Below are 18,940 nucleotides of genomic sequence, written 5' to 3' on the forward strand. Positions count from 1 at the left end.
GCACTCGGCCGACACCGATTGGCGCAGGCGTGCACTCGGCCGACACCGATTGGCGCGTCCCCTGAGCGGCATCGTCCGGTATGGCACGCCCCGGATATACTTGTCACCGTTCGTCAAGGTTCCGAAAGGCTTTTTGTGGAAATTCTTCAGGTTGTATTGCAGGTTCTGCTCGGTATCACGAGCCTGCTGCTCACCCTCCTCATCCTCCTGCACCGCGGTCGCGGCGGGGGACTCTCCGACATGTTCGGCGGTGGGGTGACCTCGAACCTCGGGGCGTCGGGAGTCGCCGAACGTAACCTCAATCGCATCACGGTGTTCCTCGGTCTGTTCTGGATCACCTGCATCATCGTTCTCGGGCTCATCACTAAATTCGACGCGGCAGGGTAGGTCTCGACATGGCATCAGGTGGCAGCGCTATTCGGGGGTCTCGCGTCGGTTCCGGACCGATGGGCGAACAGGACAGGGGATTCCACGCGGAGCGGGTCGCCGTATCGTACTGGGACGAGCTGGGCAACGAGACGGTGCGGTATTTCTCCGCCAGCGTGCCCGACGACGAGATCCCGGCCACCATCGATTCCCCGCAGTCCGGGCTCCCCGCCGGTCGTGACAAAGCGAACCCGCCGAGCCTGTCGAAGATGGAGCCATACAAGACCCATCTCGCGTACGTGAAGGAGCGTCGCACCGAAGAAGAGGCGGCGCAGCTTCTCGACGAGGCCCTCCGGGCGCTCCGAGCGCGGCGCGGCCTCGCCAACTGAGGCGGCAGGGACAAACCCACCCACACGACAGAAAAGCACCCGCGCAGATCGCTGCGCGGGTGCTTTGTCGTCGGGTCGGAATGAGCCGGGCGACGGCGACGCCGTCAGTACTCCTGGCTGATGAGGTTGTCCGGCACTTCCTGCGCCGCTTCTTCATCGACGAAGAACACCGTGCGCCTCACGCCCTTGGCGCCCGCCGCCGGTACCTCGATGATGCTCGCCCCCGCGAGGGCGAGGCCGAGGGCCGACGCCTTATCGGGGCCCGCCATGGCCAGCCAGATGCGCTCCGACGAATTGATCGCCGGCAGGGTCAGGCTGAGCCGCTCCGGTGGCGGCTTGGGGGAGTTGCGCACCGCAATCGCCGTGGCAGCCTGCTCCCGCACCCCTGGGGCGTCGGGGAACAGCGAGGCGATGTGCCCGTCCGGTCCGACGCCGAGGAACGTGATCTCGAAGGTGGGGAGGGTGGAGCCATCGGCGGCATGCGCGGCGAGCTCGTCGGAGTACCGCGCCGCCGCAGCATCCAATGCCCCATCGTCCGACTCGGTGGCATCGTCGGGTGCCCCATACCGGTGCACGTTCGCCGCGGGGATGCCGACGTGGTCGAGCAGGGCGAGGTCGGCCTGCGTGTCGTTGCGTTCCTCGTGGCCGACGGGCAGCCACCGCTCGTCGCCCCACCAGACGTGAACCCTGGCCCAGTCGATGGAGTCGCGGGCGTGGGACTCGTTGATCGCCCCGAGGATACCGACGCCGACCCGGCCGCCGGTGAGCACGACATGCGCCTCCGGCTTCTCGTCGAGGATGTCGATCATCTTGGTGATGAAGCGCGCGGCGACCGATCCGGTCAGTTCCTGGGCGTCCCTGTGTACGAGAACGCGGCGTTCGTTGGTCATGCTGCCGCCTCGTCCGAGACGGTGACGACCGGGTTGAACCCGTCGAGGCCCTGCGTGATGACCTCGCCGAACAGGTCGTCGGGGTCGAGTCTGCGCAGTTCTTCGGCCAGGCAGTCGCGCATGCTGCGGCGCGGCAGCGAGATGTCGTGCGTCGGCTGGCCGGGCTGCACGAGGGTCACGATGCTCGCCTGCGTGCGTTCCAGTTCGATGGCACCCGAGGCCCGCTCGAGCTTGACACCGTGGATGCCGCTGGAGCCCGTCACCGGCGGGGTGACCTCATGGATTACCGGAAGCTGCAGCTGCAGCTGCAACCACGCGGCCAGCAGAGTCGTCGACGGCGACACCTCGGCGCCGTGCACCTCCGCCGCCGAGATGGACTCGAACGGCGGCTGGTCGAGCACCGCGGCGAGCTGGGCGCGCCACAGGGTCAGGCGCGTCCACGAGAAGTCCGTGTCGCCGGGCGCATACGACGACGCGAGGCCCCGCAGGTAGGCGTGCGGGTCGGGCTGGGCGGCCGCGTCGGTGATGCGGCGCTGCGCGATCCGGCCGAGCGGCGACTCTGAGACCACCGCGGGTGCCTCGGCCGGCCACCATGCGACCACGGGGGCGTCGGGGAGCAGCAGCCCCGTGACGAGCCCCTCCTCGTCGTCGGCCATGTCGCCGTAGGCCTTCAGTACGATGACCTCGCTGGCGCCGGCGTCACCACCGACCCGGATCTGCGCATCGAGGCAGGTGTCTTCGTCGTCGGCGACCGATCCCGCGGTGGAGATCACGATCACGCGCATGGGGTGCTCGCGGGAGGCCTCGTTGGCCGCCTCGATCGCATCCTCCTCGTGGTCGATCTTCGTCGAGATGATGAGGGTCAGCACGCGGCCGAGGGCGACTGCGCCGCCCTCCTCGCGCAGCTGCACGAGCCGCTTCGAGATCTGGCTGGTGGTGGTGTTGGGCAGGTCGACGATCATGGGCGCCTCCAGGTTCGGCCGTCGCGGGCAAGGAGTTCGTCGGCGGATGCCGGGCCCCAGGTTCCTGGCCGGTATTGCTCCGGCTGCCCCTGGGTGGCCCAGAATTCCTCGATCGGGTCGAGGATCTTCCAGCTGAGTTCCACTTCGCGATGGCGGGGGAACAGGGGAGGGTCGCCGAGCAGCACGTCGAGGATCAGCCGCTCGTACGCCTCGGGGCTCGCCTCGGTGAAGGCGTGGCCGTATCCGAAGTCCATGGTCACGTCGCGTACCTGCACGCCGGCGCCGGGTACCTTCGAGCCGAACCGGATGGTGACGCCCTCGTCAGGCTGTACCCGGATCACGAGGGCGTTCTGGCCGAGTGCGGAGGTCTGGCTGGCGGCGAACAGGTGCTGGGGTGCGCGCTTGAAGACCACGGCGATCTCGGTCACGCGTCGGCCGAGCCGCTTTCCGGCACGTAGGTAGAACGGCACGCCAGCCCAGCGGCGGGTGCCGATGTCGAGTCGCATGGCAGCGAACGTCTCGGTAGTGGAGTCCGGGTTCATCCCGTCTTCCTCCAGGAAGCCGAGCACCTTCTCGCCACCCTGCCAGCCTCCGGAATACTGCCCGCGGGCGGTCGCGGTCGAAAGGTCCTCTGGCAGGCGCACCGCCGACAGCACCTTCTCCTTCTCGGCACGGAGGTCGCCGGCGTCGAACGACACGGGCTCTTCCATCGCGGTGAGGGCGAGAAGCTGCAGCAGGTGGTTCTGGATCACGTCACGGGCAGCACCGATGCCGTCGTAGTATCCGGCGCGACCGCCGACGCCGATGTCCTCGGCCATGGTGATCTGCACGTGGTCGACGTAGTTGGCGTTCCACAGGGGCTCGTACAACTGGTTGGCGAAGCGCAGCGCGAGGATGTTCTGCACCGTCTCCTTGCCCAGGTAGTGGTCGATGCGGAACACCGAGTCGGGCGGGAACACCGACTCGACGACGTCGTTCAGTTCGATCGCGGTCTTCAGGTCGCTGCCGAACGGCTTCTCGATCACAACGCGGCGCCACTGGCCGTCCTTCTGCTCGGCGAGGCCGGAGCGGCGCAGCTGCTCGGTGACCTGCGGGAACGACTTCGGCGGGATCGACAGGTAGAACGCGTGGTTGCCCATTGTTCCCCGGTTCTCGTCGAGCTCCTCGACCGTGGCCTTGAGGTTGGCGAAGGCCTCGTCATCGTCGAACTCTCCCTGTACGAAGCGGATGCCCTGGGCGAGCTGCGTCCAGACGTCTTCGTCGTACGGGGTCCTGGCGTACTTCTTGACGGCCTCGTGCACGACCTCCTCGAAGTCCTGGGTCTCCCAGTCGCGACGGGCGAACCCGACGAGGGCGAACCCCGGCGGCAGCAGTCCGCGGTTGGCGAGGTCGTAGACCGCCGGCATCAGCTTCTTGCGCGACAGGTCACCCGTCACGCCGAAGATGATCAGGCCGCTCGGCCCCGCGATGCGGTTGAGCCGCCGGTCGGTCGCTAGTCTCAGCGGGTTGAATTCTGGGGTGATCTCCACCGGAGACATTGTTCTCCTTGCGATATTGGCTGGTGCGTGACCGCCCACGGGAGGCGTCACTGGTCACTGCACGGTGTTCTCACTGCACGGTGTTGAAGATACTGCCTGTCGTCGCCGCGTCGGTGATGGTGAGGGTGAGCACGGGGCGACCATGGTCCGCGAGCACTCCCGCGTCACCGGCCGCCTGCGCCTGGATGAGTTGCCCGAAGGTGAACGGGCGACCGGGGATCTCGAGGTCCCTGGGGGCGTCTGCGGTGATCTGCAGGAACGCTCCGGTCGCGGGCCCGCCCTTGTGGAACTGGCCGGTGGAGTGCAGGAACCGTGGCCCCCACCCGAAGGTGACGGGTCGGCCGAGGCGCGCGGCGAGCAGGGAGCGCAGCTCGGCGAGTTCGGTCATCGCGTCGCGATCGACGTATGCCTGCACCGCGAGGTACCCGTCGGGGCCGACGGCGGCGAGCAGGCGGTCGACCGCGGCTTTTGCCGAGTCCGTACCGTCGACGACCGATGGGGTGCCGCGCACGGCGAGGCCGGCATCGACGAAGGCGGGAGCCGACTGTTCGGGGCGTTCGTCGAGCAGTGCCCGAGCCCTGAGCTTGGCCGACTCGACGTCGGGTTGGTCGAACGGGTTGATGCCGAGCAGTCGCCCGGCCACCGCGGTCGCGAACTCCCAGACCAGAATCTGGGCGCCGATGGTGCCGCTGATCTCGATCTCGCCGTCGATAAGGCTCTCGGTCGCGCGCTTGTCGTGCACGAGGCGCACGACCTGGAGGTCATCGACCCTCGCCGAGAGCTCCGGGGCATCCAGTTCGAGAACGACGGGGAGGATGCCGCGGCCGTCCTTGCCGGTGGACTCTGCGAGCAGCTGCTCCACCCATTCCCCGAACCCGATCAGGTAGGTACCGTCGGAGACGATCCCCAGTGCCGACGGCTGGGGACGCTGGCCAGCGATGGCCGCACCCAGCACGAGGCCGGGGTTGTCCTCGTGGTCGAGGGCGAGCCGCAGGGCGACCGAGTCCGCGTCGTCGAGGAGGTGCTGGATGTCGACACCGGCGAGCCCAGACGGCACGAGGCCGAAGGCGGTCAGTGCCGAGTACCTGCCACCGACGTTCGGGTCGGCGTTGAAGACGCGGTACCCGTCGGCGCGCGCGGAGAGGTCGAGCGGCGACCCCGGATCGGTGACGACCACGATCCGCTCGATCGGATCGATGCCGGCTTCGCGGAACGCGTGCTCGAATGCGCGCTTCTGGCTGTCGGTCTCGATGGTCGACCCGGACTTCGACGACACGACGAGGGCGGTGGTCTCGAGCTGGTGTTCCAGTGCCGACAGCACCTGGCCGGGGTCCGTGGCATCCAATACCGTCAGGGGCACGCCGGCAGTGCGGGTGATCAGCTCGGGAGCGAGCGACGATCCTCCCATGCCGGCCAGCACGATCCGGCTGACGCCATCCTCGCGCAACCGGTCACGCAGGGCGATGATGTCGGGAACGAGCCCCGCGGAGACGGACACCGCCTCGATCCAGCCCAGGCGTCCTCCGGCCTCGGCGGCCGCATCGGCACCCCACAGGCTGTCGTCCTGCGTGGTGATTCCCGATGCGACCATGTCGCTGATCAGCTGGGGCAGAACCCGGTCCACCGCTTCGGCCGCGGCGCCGCTGACAGCGACATCGAATGTCACTGGGCGGACTCCGGGGTGATCGACGCGGGCTCGGAGTTGATGTCCTTCTCGTCGGACTTCGAGGGGGCGGCAGCCTCGAGGGCCGCGGTCACGGTGTCGAGCAGCTCGTTCCACGAGACGACGAACTTGTCGACTCCTTCGCGTTCGAGCAGCTCGGTGACCTCGTCGTACGAGATGCCGAGTGCGTCGATCGCGTCGAGTACGCCGTTCGCCTCGTCGTACGAGCCGGTGACGCGGTCGCCGGTGATGACGGCGTGGTCGAACGTCGCGTCGAGGGTCTTCTCCGGCATCGTGTTCACGACGTCGGCGACGGCCAGCTCGGTCACGTAGAGCGTGTCGGGCAACGACGGGTCCTTGACACCGGTGGATGCCCACAGCGGGCGCTGCTTGTTGGCGCCCGCGGCAAGGAGGCCGGCTGCACGCTCGGTGGCGAACGACTGCTCGAAGGCCTGGTAGGCGAGCTGGGCGTTGGCGACGCCCGCCTTGCTCTTCAGTGCGGTGGCCTCGTCGGTGCCGATGGCGATCAGGCGCTTGTCGATTTCGCTGTCGACGCGAGAGACGAAGAACGAGGCGACGGAGTGGATGGTCGACAGGTCGTGGCCGGCAGCCTTCGCGCGCTCGAGGCCGGTCAGGTAGGCGTTGATGACCTCGCGGTAGCGCTCGAGGCTGAAGATCAGGGTCACGTTGACGCTGATGCCCTCGGCGATGGTGTCGGCGATCGCTTCGAGGCCCTCGACGGTGGCGGGGATCTTGATCATCGCGTTGGGGCGGTTGACCTTGGCCCACAGGCGCTTGGCCTCTTCGAACGTTCCATTGGCGTCGTGTGCCAGGCCGGGTTCGACCTCGATCGACACGCGACCGTCGAATCCGTTCGTGGTGTCGTAGACCTCACGGAAGATGTCGCTCGCGCTGGCGACGTCGTCGGTGGTGATCTCGAAGACCGCGTCGATGACGTTCGTGCCGTTCGCGGCGAGGTCGGCGACTTGCGCGTCGTATGCCTCGCCCTTGGCGAGGGCGCTGGCGAAGATGGTCGGGTTGGTGGTGATGCCGACGACGTTCTTCTCGGCGATCAGCTTCTGCAGCCCGCCCGAGTTGATGCGCTCGCGCGACAGGTCATCGAGCCAGATGCTGACGCCGACGGCGGAGAGTTCTGCGGTGGGGGTGATGTTCTCACTCATGGAATCTTCTTTCCCGTAAATCTTGTGGTGCTGGAGGGTGCGTGGAGGGGCCCGCCTGTTCGGCGGACCCCGCTAGACAGCGGAGAGCGAGTCCTTGGCTGCTGCCACGACGTGTTCCGTGGTCATGCCGAACTCGCGGTACAGCGTTTCGTAGTCGGCCGACGCACCGAAGTGCTCGATCGACACGCTGCGGCCGGCGTCACCGATGAGGTCGCGCCATCCGAGTGCGAGACCGGCTTCGACGGAGACACGGGCGCGAATCGCCGCGGGGAGCACCGACTCGCGGTACTCGGCGGGCTGCTCGGCGAACCACTCGAGGCTGGGGGCGGAGACGACGCGCGCGCCGGTTCCTTCCTCGGCCAGTGCCGCGCGGGCCTCGATGGCGAACTGCACCTCGGAGCCGGTCGCGATGATGATGACGTCCGGCGTTCCATTCGCCGCCTCGGCGAGCACGTAGGCGCCCTTGGCGACGTGGTGTGCTGCCGCGAAAGTCTCGCCCTCAGCGACGTCGGTTCCGCGCTCGAAGACGGGCAGGTTCTGGCGGGAGAGCACGATGCCTGCCGGTCCGCGGCGGCGACCGAGGATGGCGTGCCAGGCGTGCGCGGTCTCGTTCGCATCGGCGGGGCGCACCACGTCGAGGCCCGGGATCGCCCGGAGTGCGGCGAGCTGCTCGACCGGCTGGTGGGTCGGGCCGTCGCCGCCGAGGGCGACCGAGTCGTGGGTCCAGACGAAGATCGACGGCGCCTGCATGAGGGCCGCAAGACGCACGGCCGGGCGCATGTAGTCGCTGAAGATCAGGAACGTTCCGCCGAAGGGGCGGGTGTTCCCGTGCAGCACGATGCCGTTGAGGATGGCGCCCATGGCGTGCTCCCGGATGCCGAAGTGCAGCACGCGACCGTAAGGGTTACCCGTCCATTCGCCGGTGGAGTGCTCGCTCGGGATGAACGATGCGCCCGACTCGATGGTGGTGTTGTTCGACTCCGCGAGGTCGGCCGATCCGCCCCACAGTTCGGGGATGACCTCGCCGAGGGCGTTCAGCACCTTGCCGGATGCGGCGCGGGTGGAGACGTCCTTGTCGGTGGGGAACTGGGGGAGGGCGTTGACGACACCCTCGGGCAGGTCGCCCGCGAGGACCCGGTCGAGCAGCTCGCGCTTCTCGGGGTTCGCGCTCGACCAAGCGGCGAACTGCTCGTCCCACTCGGCGTGGGCGGCCTGTCCGCGCTCGACGGCCTTGCGGGTGTGGGCGAGAACGTCGTCCTCGACCGCGAAGCTCTTCTCGGGGTCGAAGCCCAGCAGCTCCTTGACGGCGCCGAGCTCTTCTGCACCGAGCGCCGACCCGTGGATCTTGCCGGTGTTCTGCTTCTTGGGCGACGGCCAGCCGATGATGGTGCGCAGGATGATCAGCGACGGACGGTCGGTCTCGGCCTTGGCGGCATCGATCGCGGCGTTGAGTTCGACGAGGTCTTCGTTGTAGTCGCCGGTCTTCTTCCAGTCGACGACCTGCACGTGCCAGTGGTACGCCTCGTAGCGCGCCTTGACGTCTTCGGTGAAGGCGATGTTGGTGTCGTCTTCGATCGAGATCTGGTTGCTGTCGTAGATGGCGATCAGGTTGCCGAGCTTCTGGTGCCCGGCGAGCGACGACGCCTCGCTGGTGATGCCCTCCTGGAGGTCACCGTCGCCGGCGATCGTATAGATGTAGTGGTCGAACGGGCTCTCGCCTGCCGGGGTCTCCGGGTCGAAGAGACCGCGTTCGAAGCGAGCGGCATACGCGAAGCCGACGGCCGAGGCGAGGCCCTGGCCGAGCGGACCCGTGGTGATCTCGACGCCGTCGGTGTGGCCGTATTCCGGGTGGCCGGGGGTCTTCGAGCCCCAGGTGCGCAGTGCCTCGAGGTCTTCGAGCTCGAGGCCGTAGCCGCCCAGGTAGAACTGCACGTACTGGGTGAGCGAGCTGTGGCCCACTGACAGGATGAAGCGGTCGCGACCGATCCACGTGCTGTCACTGGGGTCGCGGCGCATGACCTTCTGGAACAGCAGGTAGGCGGCGGGCGCGAGGCTCATCGCCGTGCCGGGGTGGCCGTTCCCCACCTTCTCCACGGCGTCCGCCGCAAGGATTCTGGCGGTGTCGACCGCTCTGCTGTCGATGGCATCCCACTGGAGTTCTGGCACTGGACGGTGACCCTTCGTTGGCAATGGTTTGGCCAGCACCGCAATCCGCCGCCGCACCGCCACCTTCAGGGTGGTGGTGCTTGCACGAGGACTCCGCAGCGGAACACGCTGGGGGAGTTGTGGGGGAGTGGTTTGCTGTAGCTGGCAACTAACTTCCAGTATAGATAAGTTGTTCAGCTAACGGCGAGCTTCGGCCGCCCCGTTGCGCCGCGTCGGCACGGGGGGTAGGCCGGGCGCACTCCCGCGGCGGCTCCGCGCGCACCCCGACAGTTGCCCAGTGAGCATCGCGTAGACTTTATCCTTGAATACGCGTCGTTAGAGGAGTAATGAAAGTAGTCGAACGAACCGATTTCTCCCGCGACAAGCTCGGTTTCACTGATAAGGCGCGTGCATACCTCGCGCTGACGAAACCCCGGGTCATCGAGTTGCTCTTGGTGACTACCGCGCCGGTGATGATCCTGGCGCAGGGGGGCATCCCCAACCTCTGGCTCGTCCTCGCGACTCTCATCGGCGGATCGCTCAGCGCCGGGTCCGCTGGGGCGTTCAACTGCTACCTCGACCGCGACATCGACCGCGTAATGAACCGCACCAAGAATCGGCCCCTGGTCACGGGAGCGCTCACCGACCGTGAGGCACTCGTCTTCGCCTGGGTGGTGGGTTTCGCGTCGATCGCCTGGCTGGCCGTCACCACGAACCTGCTCGCGGCCGCCCTGTCGGCGGCGGCCATCTTCTTCTACGTCGTGGTGTACACGCTGTGGCTCAAGCGCCGCACCTCGCAGAACATCATCTGGGGCGGTATCGCTGGATGCTTCCCCGTCGTCATCGGCTGGGCCGCGGTCACTGGATCGCTGAGCTGGGCGCCGCTGATCCTGTTCGGTGTCGTGTTCCTCTGGACGCCCCCGCACTACTGGCCGCTCTCGATGCGCTACCGCGCCGACTACGCCGCCGTCAACGTGCCGATGCTCGCCGTGGTGCGGGGACGGTCCGTCGTCGGGCTGCAGATCGTGCTGTACGCCTGGGCGACCGTGGTCTGCTCGCTGCTGCTCATTCCCGTCGCCCCGATGGGCATCCTGTACAGCGTCGTCGCCGTCGTCGCCGGTGGCTGGTTCATCGTCGAGGCGCACCGCCTGTACAGCGGAGCGATCCGGCACAGCGAGGTCAAGCCCATGCGCGTATTCCACGGCTCGATCTCGTACCTCACGCTGCTGTTCGTCGCCGTCGGCGTCGACCCGCTACTGCCGTTCTAGCAGCCGGTCCGGTACGCCGGGCGGGGATCGACCGAGCCGGTCCGGTACGCCGGGCGGGAACCGGTTGACGCTGCCGACAGTGTCGCGCCAGAGGTTCGGATTGGCCAGGAGAATAGGCCACACCGCGCTTGGGCGACGATGCAAGTCCCAGTCACACCAGCGTCGACTGCGCCTCGTCACGCACGATGATGCGGGCGCCGTCGTCGTGGCGCTCTCTGATGCTCAACACGACGCCGGTCATGGCCGCCGCGAGAACGCAGGCGAGCACCATGTGGATCCCGACGAGGATCTCCGGGAGGCCGAGGCGTGCCTGCGTCACGCCGACGACGATCTGGGCGACCTCGACGGCGAGCAGCGCCATGCTGTACCGCAGCAGGCGTGAGACGCGCAGCCGCCGGGCGATGAGAATCAGCGCGATGGTGAGCGCGAGGGCTCCGTAGGCGGGGTAGCTGTGCAGGTGTTGCAGCAGCTCGGGGTCGAGGTCGTTGCGTGCCGCGCCGCCGTCGCCCGCGTGCGGGCCCGACCCGGTGGTCAGGATGCCGACGACGATCGTGATCGCGACCAGCACCGCGGTCAGGCGCGCCACCGACAGCACCCAGCGCGGCGTGGTCAGCGCCGAGGTCTTCGGTCCGGAGCGCACCCGGTAGAGCAGAATGGCGGCGAGCACCACGAGGACGGTCGACAGCACGAAGTGCAGGCCGACGACGTAGGGGTTCAGGTTCGTGAGGACGGTGATGCCGCCGATGACGCCCTGGAACGGGATGCCGAGGCCGATAACGAGCGCGAGGCGGAACAGGTCGGGGCGCTGCTTACGCATGCGGATGACGAAGAAGAACATCACCAGGGCGATCGCGATCAGGGCGAAGGTGAGCAGGCGGTTGCCGAATTCGATGACCCCGTGGATCCCCATCTCCGGGGTGTTGATGAAGGACTCCGCCGTGCAGCGCGGCCAGGTCGGGCAGCCGAGCCCCGAACCGGTGAGGCGTACCGCACCGCCGGTTCCCACGATCAGTACCTGCCCGATGAGCGACAGCCGCGCGGCGATGAGCACACGCCGGTCGACCGTCGTCGGCAGCCACCGCCATGCGCGGGCTACGACAGATCGCGGAGACCCCGGCGTCACGGACTTCTGAGGCTTCACAGGCTTCCCTTCCCACACTGCCGAAGACCGCCCTGTAGAATAGGAACGTTCAGAAGCACCGCCTCGGGCGGACAGCTACGTCGACATCGGGGTCGTCTACCCCTCATGCATTCAGTGTAGGCAGCCTGTCTGGGGGTCTCGCTGGGTCTCTGGGGTCCAGCTGGCTGCCAGCTTGACGTATTCGGCTGGTGTCACGGAATAGCGGCGCAATCACCTCGGTTGTCGTCGGCAGGAAAGAGGTAACAATGTCAGACGTACTGATCGAACGACCAGAACTCGATGGCCTCGGCACATACGAGTTCGGATGGAAAGACTCCGACGTCGCAGGCGCGTCAGCGAAACGGGGAATCTCCCCCGAGGTCGTTGCCGATATCTCGAACCTGAAGAACGAACCAGAGTGGATGCTGGCGAAGCGCCTCAAGGGCCTGTCGCTGTTCGGCAAGAAGCCGATGCCGCTCTGGGGCGCCGACCTGTCGGGTATCGACTTCGACAACATCAAGTACTTCGTGCGCTCCACCGAGAAGCAGGCGATGACCTGGGAGGACCTCCCGGAAGACATTCGCAACACCTACGAGAAGCTCGGCATCCCCGAAGCGGAGCGCCAGCGCCTGGTCGGCGGCGTCGCCGCCCAGTACGAGTCCGAGGTCGTGTTCCACTCGATCAACGCCGAGCTCGAAGCCCAGGGCGTGCTGTTCCTCGACACCGACACCGCACTGCGGGAGTACCCCGAGATCTTCCAGGAGTACTTCGGCACCGTCATCCCCGAGGGCGACAACAAGTTCGCGGCGCTCAACACCGCCGTCTGGTCCGGTGGGTCGTTCGTCTACGTTCCCCCCGGTGTGCACGTCGAAATCCCGCTGCAGGCCTATTTCCGTATCAACACCGAGAACATGGGCCAGTTCGAGCGCACGCTGATCATCGCCGACGAGGGCAGCTACGTGCACTACATCGAGGGCTGCACGGCCCCGATCTACAAGTCGGACTCGCTGCACTCCGCCGTCGTCGAGATCATCGTCAAGAAGAACGCCCGCGTTCGGTACACCACGATCCAGAACTGGTCGAACAACGTCTACAACCTCGTCACGAAGCGCGCCATCGCGCACGAGGGCGCGACGATGGAGTGGATCGACGGCAACATCGGTTCCAAGGTAACCATGAAGTACCCGTCGATCTACCTCGTCGGAGAGCACGCGAAGGGCGAGACCCTGTCCGTCGCGTTCGCGGGCCCCGGACAGCACCAGGATGCCGGCGCCAAGATGGTCCACATGGCGCCGTACACGCAGTCGTCGATCGTGTCGAAGTCGATCGCACGCGGCGGAGGCCGCACCGGGTATCGGGGTGAAGTGCGTATCGCTGCCGGTGCCCACCACTCGGCGAACACCGTGCGCTGCGACGCGCTGCTGGTCGACACCATCTCGCGGTCCGATACCTACCCCACCACCGACATCCGCGAGGACGACGTGCAGATGGGCCACGAGGCGACCGTGTCCCGTGTCAGCGCCGAGCAGTTGTTCTACCTGCAGAGCCGTGGCATGCCGGAGGACGAAGCGATGGCTATGATCGTTCGCGGTTTCATCGAACCGATCTCCCGCGAGCTCCCCATGGAGTACGCGCTCGAATTGAACAAGCTCATCGAAATGGGCATGGAAGGCAGTGTGGGATGACCGTTCTCCGACTGCGTGAAAGGATCCCCCACTAGATGACTTCTGCCACCCCCGTGAGCGTCGCCGACGCCATCCCGGAACAGCATGGAGCCAAGCCGCACACCGACAGCGCAGCCGCGTTCGTCCCCGTGCAGACGCGTTCCGAGCGATTCCGCTCCACCCGAATGGACGACTTCCCCGCCATCAACGGCACCGAGATCGCCTGGAAGCTCAGCCCCGTGGCAAAGCTCCGGCCCCTCATCGACGGTGACCTCGACGGTTCGACGTACCCGTACGACGCGGCATCCACCGATGGCATCGCCGTCGAGTGGGTCGAGCGTGGTGATGCAAGGATCGGCGTTGCCGGGGCCTCGGAGGAGCGGGCGTCGGCCAACGCCTGGTCGACCTTCGAATCGGCCCTCGCCATCACGGTCAGCGGTGAGGAGTCCCAGCAGGCCACCGTCACGCGCAGCGCCCTCGGCTCCGGCCCCCGCGCCGCGCACACTGTGATCACCGCGAAACGGCACAGCCGCGGCCACGTGGTGCTCCTCAACACGGGCGACGCCATGCTGTCCGAGAACGTCGAGATCGTCGTCGAAGATGGCGCACACCTCACGGTGGTCACCGTGCAGCAGTGGGCGCACGACGCCATCCACCTCGCGAGCCACTTCGCGAACATCGGGCGTGACGCGGTACTCCGCCACGTCGTCGTATCGCTCGACGGCGATGTCATCCGCATCAACCCGTCGGTGCACCTGGTCAAGGAGGGCGGCGACGTCGAGCTCCTGGGCGCGTACTTCGCCACCGCCGGGCAGCACATCGAGCAGCAGGTGTTCGTCGACCACGATGCCGCCAACACGCGTTCTCGCGTCAGCTACAAGGGCGCCCTGCAGGGCGTGGGGGCCCGCACGGTCTGGATCGGCGACGTGCTGATCCGCCAGACCGGCGTGGCGACCGACAGTTACGAGCAGAACCGCAACCTGCTCCTCACCGAGGGTGCCCGCGCCGACTCGATCCCGAACCTCGAGATCGAGACCGGCGACATCGCTGGCGCCGGCCACGCCAGCGCCTCCGGTCGCTTCGACGACGAGCAGCTGTTCTACCTGCAGGCTCGCGGCATCACCGAAGAAGAGGCACGCCGCCTCGTCGTGCGCGGCTTCCTCGCCGACGTGATCCGCAAGATCGGTTCGCCGACGCTCGAAGACCAACTGGAATCCGCAATCGAATCGGCGCTCGTGCCGGAAGGGACGCGCCGTCGATGACCGCCGTACGTATCTGTTCTGAAGATGACCTCGAGGTCGGCACCGCAGTACGCGTCGTGATCGACGACGTCGCCATCGCGGTCGTACGGGATTCTGCCGGTGCCGTGCACGCCATCGGCGACACCTGCACTCACGGCGACATCTCCCTCGCGGAGGGTTTCGTCGAGGACCAGACCCTCGAGTGCTGGGCGCACGGCTCGAAATTCTCGATCCTCACGGGCAAGCCGACCTCGCTCCCGGCCTACGAGCCGGTGCCGGTCTACGCGGTCACGATCGTCGACGGGGAAGTCTTCATCGACCCGGCCGTCGACGTCGCCGTCTAATCACCCCCGTCTATTTTCTCCACCGAAGCTTAAGGAATATCCCTCATGTCTGTTCTCGAAATACGCGACCTCCACGTCAGCGTCGACACCGAACAGGGAAGCAAGAAGATCCTCAACGGCGTCGACCTCACCGTCAACGAGGGTGAGATCCACGCGATCATGGGCCCCAACGGATCCGGCAAGTCCACCCTCGCGTATACGATCGCCGGTCACCCGAAGTACCACGTCGACTCCGGATCGGTAAAGCTCGACGGCCTCGAGGTGCTCGAGTTGTCGGTCGACGAGCGCGCACGTGCCGGCCTCTTCCTTGCAATGCAGTATCCGGTCGAGATCCCCGGCGTCACGGTGTCGAACTTCCTTCGCACCGCGAAGACCGCCCTCGATGGCGAGGCTCCCGCGCTCCGCGGCTGGATCTCCGAAGTGCGCGAGGCCATGACCGGTCTCCGCATGGACAAGACCTTCGCCGAACGCAATGTCAACGAGGGGTTCTCCGGCGGAGAGAAGAAGCGCCACGAAATCCTCCAGCTCGAGGTGCTGAAGCCGAAGTTCGCGATCCTCGACGAGACCGACTCCGGACTCGACGTCGATGCGTTGAAGATCGTCTCGGAAGGCGTCAACCGAGCCAAGGCGAGTACCGGACTCGGTCTTCTGCTCATCACCCACTACACCCGAATCCTGCGCTACATCAAGCCGGACTTCGTGCACGTGTTCGTCGACGGTCGGGTCGCAGAAGAGGGCGGCGCAGAACTCGCCGACCGCCTCGAGAACGAGGGATACGACCGTTTTCTCGGGGCCACCGCCGCCGAGCCGTTTGTAGGATAGGACCATGGCAGTCGCACTCGCTCCGGCACTCTTCGACCAGGTCGAGGAGGCACTGAAAGACGTGATGGATCCCGAGCTCGGGATCAATATCGTCGACCTCGGCCTGATCTACGACTTGACCTGGGACGACGAGAACAACGCCCTCATCATCAGCATGACGCTGACCTCGGCCGGGTGCCCGCTCACCGACGTGCTCGAGGAGCAGACCGCAGAGTCGCTGGACGGCATCGTCGACCAGTTCCGCATCAACTGGGTGTGGATGCCGCCGTGGGGTCCCGAGAAGATCACCGACGACGGTCGCGACATGATGCGGGCGCTCGGCTTCTCCATTTGATTTCGTACCCCCCAAGGGGGGCGACTTCCCTGAGGTTCGCTTAATTCGGGCCGTTCGTGCCTCACGGGCGTTATCCTTTCGCCATGGGGGAAACACAGGAAGACGGCGAGTCGGCGCGCCCGCGCACCGATCGAATAGACAGGTCGGTGGCGCAGAGCCAGCTGTTCACGTCCGCGGGGGTGTTGATCCTCGCCGTGATGGCATCGTTCGTCAGCCCGTCGGCGTTCTACGATCCGTTCTTCGTCGCCGGGATCGGACTGGTGGCGGTGGTCACCGTATTAGCCCTTCAGGTTCGCTGGGCATCCCTTCCCAGTCGGTGGGTCGTGGTCCTGCCACTGCTCGACATCATTGCCCTCGCCGGTATGCGCGAGGGTGCTCCTATCCTGCAGGTCGGGCTCTTCCTCACGTTTCCCGTCATTTGGATGTCGCGTCATTTCGGGCTGTGGGGGGCCGTTTCGAGTGTCTCGATGTCGACCGCGCTGATCTGGGTCACGACGTTCGTTCGCGGTGATGCCGTTGAGGCGTCGGGAATTCCGTCGCTCGTGCTTCTTCCGCTTGCCCTGAGCTTCATCGCTACCACGACCTTCGTGACCGTGCGTCGCACCAACGGACAGCGCAACCTGCTGCGCCAGCAGGCGACCATCATCGAGGCAGCGCTCGATTCCGCACGTCGTCAGGAGCGGCTGCTCGACGGCGTGCTGAATGCGGTGACGTTCGGCGTGCTGTCGTTCGACCGTCCCGGCAGCATCACCATGATGAACGACTCCCTTCGCGAGTCCCTGCGAGAGTTCGGAGGCGCGGAGGGTGACTACAAGCATGCCGTGGTCTACCAGGAGGATCGAATCACGCCGCACGCGCAGAACACCCGGCCACTCGCGCGGGCTTTCGCTGGCCAGGAATTCGAGAATATGGTCATCTGGATCGGCGATCTGGGATCGAAGCGTGCCGCCCTGTCAGTGACCGCGCGTCGTTTCTCCGCCCCGGATGGTACTGCCGATGGCGGCGTCGTCGTCATGCGCGACGTCACGGCCGAACTCGAGGCGATCAAGGCCCGCGATGACCTCGTCGCATCGGTCTCCCACGAATTGCGCACGCCCCTGACATCGACCCTCGGGTACCTGGAACTCGTGCTCGACGACGACGAACTCGATGAAGGCACCCGCAGCATGGTCGATGTCGCTCTGCGTAACTCCAAACGACTGCTCACCATCGTCAACGACGTGCTGCGCGCCGCAAGCGACGCCGACACGCAGCTGCCGATGACCATCACCGACTGCGATATCGCCGGAATCATCGATGAGGCCGTCAATGACCTCAGGGACGTCGCATCACGACGGGGCATCACCATTGCGGCGAACCTCCCCGTCACCGCAATCACGCTGGCCGATCCACTGCGCATCCGTCAGGTCATCGACAACCTGATGACCAACGCCATCAAGTACAACCGGCCCGATGGCACCATCGAGGTGCTCATGACCGTCGACGACCGCCACATCGCCGTAAGCGTCACGGATACCGGTCTCGGCATCTCCGACGAGGAGGCGGCGAAGCTATTCGAGCGCTTCTACCGCACGGAGTCGGCGAAACAGTCCAGCGCACTGGGCGCCGGGCTTGGCCTCAACATCACGAAGGACATCATGGTTCGACACGGGGGCGACCTGCGGCTCGAGAGCACGCAGGGCGTCGGCAGCACCTTCACCATCACGCTCCCATCGATGGGCTCCGGATCCGCGGTTACCACCGTGGCCGGGGTCGGCTCCGCGACAGTGACCACCACCACGACGACCACGACCACCACCACGACCGCCGGATGACCGTCGTGGACATCGACCTGCCGACACTACTCGCGGCGAACGGCGCGATCGTCACTATCTCGGGGGTGGCATTCATCCTCGCCACCGTGCTCGGTCGGAATGACGCGATCGGCAGGGCGTGGAGTATCGCGTTCCTCGCCGGCATCGTCACGACCGCCTGTTACGCGATCTGGGGCTACCTCGGCGAGGACTGGTGGGCGGCGGCCATCGGGAACGGCGCCATTGTGCTGGCCATAGGCATGATGTGGAGCGGATGTCGCCTGTGCAACGGACGCACGTCCCTGTCGGCGGTGAGCCTCGCCCTCAGTGCAGTCACCACGCTCGCTGTGCTGGTCGACGGGCCGACCGGAGGCGAATGGGCGGGTGCGGTGACGATGTTCTCCTGTGTCTCGATCTTCGGCGCACTCGCGGGTGCAGAGACCCTGCGCGGTGCCATGAGGCGTAACCAGCACGCCCGCGTGCTCACCGTCGTCTTCTGGATCGTCGCTGTCTTCTATCTGGCGCGGACCGTCGTGTTCATCGCCGCGGGGGAGGACAGCGACCTCTTCGATGACTGGTTCGGTACCGTCATCACCACGATCGTGACCATACTTCTGGTCATCGTGGCATCGATCTCGATGTCGGTGATCCAGGGCGAGCGCATCGGGTCGAAGTACCGCAAGCACTCGGCCGAGTCGCCCGCGCGGGACGGAATCCTGCCCATGTCGGAGTTCACGGCGTGTGCAGAAGACTGGATTCTCCGCGCGGAGCGGCAGCAGGTACCCCTCGCGCTCGTGCTGCTCGAGGTGGAGAACCTCGAGGACATCAACATCGCCTATGGTCGGGACCGCGGAGACGAGGTCATCCGTGAGGTCGGGCGGGTCACGAGCTTCTCGGTGCCGCCGGCCACACTCATCGGGCAGTTCGACTCGCACCGGTTCGCCGTGCTCACCACCGCATCGGGCGACCGCGAGGCGGCGGCAATCGCTGAACGGCTGCACGATGCGCTCGTCGAGACCGCTCTGCCCCAGGCGGACTTCATCCGTGCGCTCGCGAGCTATGGAGTGGCGAACACCGATACCAGCGGGTACGTGTTCGCCCCGCTGCTCGCTGCGGCGAATCATGCCCTTGCGCAAGCCACGCTGAGCGGCGCGGGGTCCGTCTCCGCCGCGCCGTCGTCGACGGGCACCGCAGCCTGATCGCGCTGTCGTACCGGCGCG

17 protein-coding genes are annotated in these 18,940 nt (G+C 66.5%); 10 read left to right on the forward strand and 7 right to left on the reverse strand.

What is annotated here, in order from left to right; genetic code table 11:
- Nucleotides 1-135 precede the first annotated feature (135 nt).
- Nucleotides 136-387, forward strand: coding sequence for a preprotein translocase subunit SecG (gene secG, locus G5S38_RS04010; RefSeq protein WP_165064633.1), 252 nt, complete (start codon nucleotides 136-138; stop codon nucleotides 385-387).
- A gap of 8 nt (nucleotides 388-395) precedes the next feature.
- Nucleotides 396-755 (forward strand): RNA polymerase-binding protein RbpA, encoded by a 360-nt coding sequence (locus G5S38_RS04015; RefSeq protein ID WP_165064637.1) that lies wholly within the window; start codon nucleotides 396-398, stop codon nucleotides 753-755.
- Between the two features lie 104 nt (nucleotides 756-859).
- On the opposite strand, the gene pgl is transcribed toward G5S38_RS04015, so the two are convergent.
- The 6 genes from pgl to tkt all read right to left on the reverse strand — a co-directional run bounded on the left by pgl (nucleotide 860) and on the right by tkt (nucleotide 9,155).
- A complete protein-coding gene (pgl, locus tag G5S38_RS04020; protein WP_165064640.1) occupies nucleotides 860-1,645 on the reverse strand; it encodes a 6-phosphogluconolactonase in 786 nt (261 codons plus the stop codon).
- A complete protein-coding gene (locus G5S38_RS04025) occupies nucleotides 1,642-2,607 on the reverse strand; it encodes a glucose-6-phosphate dehydrogenase assembly protein OpcA (RefSeq protein ID WP_165064643.1) in 966 nt (321 codons plus the stop codon). Before G5S38_RS04025 ends, pgl begins: the two co-directional genes overlap by 4 nt.
- The gene (gene zwf, locus G5S38_RS04030) at nucleotides 2,604-4,145 is read right to left on the reverse strand and encodes a glucose-6-phosphate dehydrogenase (protein ID WP_165064646.1); all 1,542 of its coding nucleotides are present in this window, start codon (nucleotides 4,143-4,145) and stop codon (nucleotides 2,604-2,606) included. Before zwf ends, G5S38_RS04025 begins: the two co-directional genes overlap by 4 nt.
- A 70-nt stretch (nucleotides 4,146-4,215) precedes the next feature.
- The gene (locus G5S38_RS04035; protein ID WP_165064649.1) at nucleotides 4,216-5,811 is read right to left on the reverse strand and encodes a glucose-6-phosphate isomerase; all 1,596 of its coding nucleotides are present in this window, start codon (nucleotides 5,809-5,811) and stop codon (nucleotides 4,216-4,218) included.
- Nucleotides 5,808-6,989, reverse strand: coding sequence for a transaldolase (tal, locus tag G5S38_RS04040; RefSeq protein ID WP_165064653.1), 1,182 nt, complete (start codon nucleotides 6,987-6,989; stop codon nucleotides 5,808-5,810). The genes G5S38_RS04035 and tal overlap by 4 nt, the downstream gene beginning before the upstream one ends.
- A 72-nt stretch (nucleotides 6,990-7,061) precedes the next feature.
- The gene (tkt, locus tag G5S38_RS04045) at nucleotides 7,062-9,155 is read right to left on the reverse strand and encodes a transketolase (protein ID WP_165064656.1); all 2,094 of its coding nucleotides are present in this window, start codon (nucleotides 9,153-9,155) and stop codon (nucleotides 7,062-7,064) included.
- Between the two features lie 326 nt (nucleotides 9,156-9,481).
- Between tkt and G5S38_RS04050 the strand changes: the two genes are divergently transcribed.
- Nucleotides 9,482-10,402, forward strand: coding sequence for a heme o synthase (locus G5S38_RS04050; protein WP_165064659.1), 921 nt, complete (start codon nucleotides 9,482-9,484; stop codon nucleotides 10,400-10,402).
- Nucleotides 10,403-10,553: 151 nt separating this feature from the next.
- Here G5S38_RS04050 and G5S38_RS04055 read toward each other — a convergent pair whose 3' ends face one another.
- Entirely contained in the window at nucleotides 10,554-11,543 is a 990-nt protein-coding gene (locus G5S38_RS04055) for a COX15/CtaA family protein (RefSeq protein ID WP_328796155.1), read from the reverse strand.
- 245 nt (nucleotides 11,544-11,788) lie between these two features.
- Between G5S38_RS04055 and sufB the strand changes: the two genes are divergently transcribed.
- The 7 genes from sufB (at nucleotide 11,789) to G5S38_RS04090 (ending at nucleotide 18,919) form a co-directional block, all read left to right on the forward strand.
- The gene (gene sufB / locus G5S38_RS04060; protein WP_165064662.1) at nucleotides 11,789-13,207 is read left to right on the forward strand and encodes a Fe-S cluster assembly protein SufB; all 1,419 of its coding nucleotides are present in this window, start codon (nucleotides 11,789-11,791) and stop codon (nucleotides 13,205-13,207) included.
- Between the two features lie 35 nt (nucleotides 13,208-13,242).
- Nucleotides 13,243-14,448 carry a Fe-S cluster assembly protein SufD gene (gene sufD, locus G5S38_RS04065; RefSeq protein ID WP_165064665.1) on the forward strand — a complete coding sequence of 402 codons (1,206 nt, stop codon included), beginning with the start codon at nucleotides 13,243-13,245 and terminating at the stop codon, nucleotides 14,446-14,448.
- Nucleotides 14,445-14,771, forward strand: a complete 327-nt coding sequence (locus G5S38_RS04070; RefSeq protein ID WP_165064668.1) for a non-heme iron oxygenase ferredoxin subunit — start codon at nucleotides 14,445-14,447, stop codon at nucleotides 14,769-14,771. The genes sufD and G5S38_RS04070 overlap by 4 nt, the downstream gene beginning before the upstream one ends.
- A 45-nt stretch (nucleotides 14,772-14,816) precedes the next feature.
- Nucleotides 14,817-15,593, forward strand: coding sequence for a Fe-S cluster assembly ATPase SufC (gene sufC, locus G5S38_RS04075; protein ID WP_165064671.1), 777 nt, complete (start codon nucleotides 14,817-14,819; stop codon nucleotides 15,591-15,593).
- A gap of 4 nt (nucleotides 15,594-15,597) precedes the next feature.
- Nucleotides 15,598-15,927 carry a metal-sulfur cluster assembly factor gene (locus G5S38_RS04080; protein ID WP_165064674.1) on the forward strand — a complete coding sequence of 110 codons (330 nt, stop codon included), beginning with the start codon at nucleotides 15,598-15,600 and terminating at the stop codon, nucleotides 15,925-15,927.
- A gap of 83 nt (nucleotides 15,928-16,010) precedes the next feature.
- Entirely contained in the window at nucleotides 16,011-17,741 is a 1,731-nt protein-coding gene (locus G5S38_RS15830; protein ID WP_165064677.1) for a sensor histidine kinase, read from the forward strand.
- A complete protein-coding gene (locus tag G5S38_RS04090) occupies nucleotides 17,738-18,919 on the forward strand; it encodes a GGDEF domain-containing protein (protein WP_165064681.1) in 1,182 nt (393 codons plus the stop codon). The genes G5S38_RS15830 and G5S38_RS04090 overlap by 4 nt, the downstream gene beginning before the upstream one ends.
- Nucleotides 18,920-18,940: the final 21 nt, after the last annotated feature.

Source organism: Marisediminicola senii, from assembly GCF_011057645.1.
GTDB lineage: Bacteria > Actinomycetota > Actinomycetes > Actinomycetales > Microbacteriaceae > Marisediminicola > Marisediminicola senii.

What these genes read in the sequence shown, in the direction of transcription:
- zwf (WP_165064646.1), bottom strand. Translation starts at nt 4,145, where the DNA reads ATGTCTCCGGTGGAGATCACCCCAGAATTCAACCCGCTGAGACTAGCG.
- G5S38_RS15830 (WP_165064677.1), top strand. Translation starts at nt 16,011, where the DNA reads ATGGGGGAAACACAGGAAGACGGCGAGTCGGCGCGCCCGCGCACCGAT.
- G5S38_RS04015 (WP_165064637.1), top strand. Translation starts at nt 396, where the DNA reads ATGGCATCAGGTGGCAGCGCTATTCGGGGGTCTCGCGTCGGTTCCGGA.
- sufC (WP_165064671.1), top strand. Translation starts at nt 14,817, where the DNA reads ATGTCTGTTCTCGAAATACGCGACCTCCACGTCAGCGTCGACACCGAA.
- pgl (WP_165064640.1), bottom strand. Translation starts at nt 1,645, where the DNA reads ATGACCAACGAACGCCGCGTTCTCGTACACAGGGACGCCCAGGAACTG.
- sufD (WP_165064665.1), top strand. Translation starts at nt 13,243, where the DNA reads ATGACTTCTGCCACCCCCGTGAGCGTCGCCGACGCCATCCCGGAACAG.
- sufB (WP_165064662.1), top strand. Translation starts at nt 11,789, where the DNA reads ATGTCAGACGTACTGATCGAACGACCAGAACTCGATGGCCTCGGCACA.
- G5S38_RS04080 (WP_165064674.1), top strand. Translation starts at nt 15,598, where the DNA reads ATGGCAGTCGCACTCGCTCCGGCACTCTTCGACCAGGTCGAGGAGGCA.
- tal (WP_165064653.1), bottom strand. Translation starts at nt 6,989, where the DNA reads ATGAGTGAGAACATCACCCCCACCGCAGAACTCTCCGCCGTCGGCGTC.
- G5S38_RS04025 (WP_165064643.1), bottom strand. Translation starts at nt 2,607, where the DNA reads ATGATCGTCGACCTGCCCAACACCACCACCAGCCAGATCTCGAAGCGG.
- G5S38_RS04090 (WP_165064681.1), top strand. Translation starts at nt 17,738, where the DNA reads ATGACCGTCGTGGACATCGACCTGCCGACACTACTCGCGGCGAACGGC.
- G5S38_RS04050 (WP_165064659.1), top strand. Translation starts at nt 9,482, where the DNA reads ATGAAAGTAGTCGAACGAACCGATTTCTCCCGCGACAAGCTCGGTTTC.
- G5S38_RS04070 (WP_165064668.1), top strand. Translation starts at nt 14,445, where the DNA reads ATGACCGCCGTACGTATCTGTTCTGAAGATGACCTCGAGGTCGGCACC.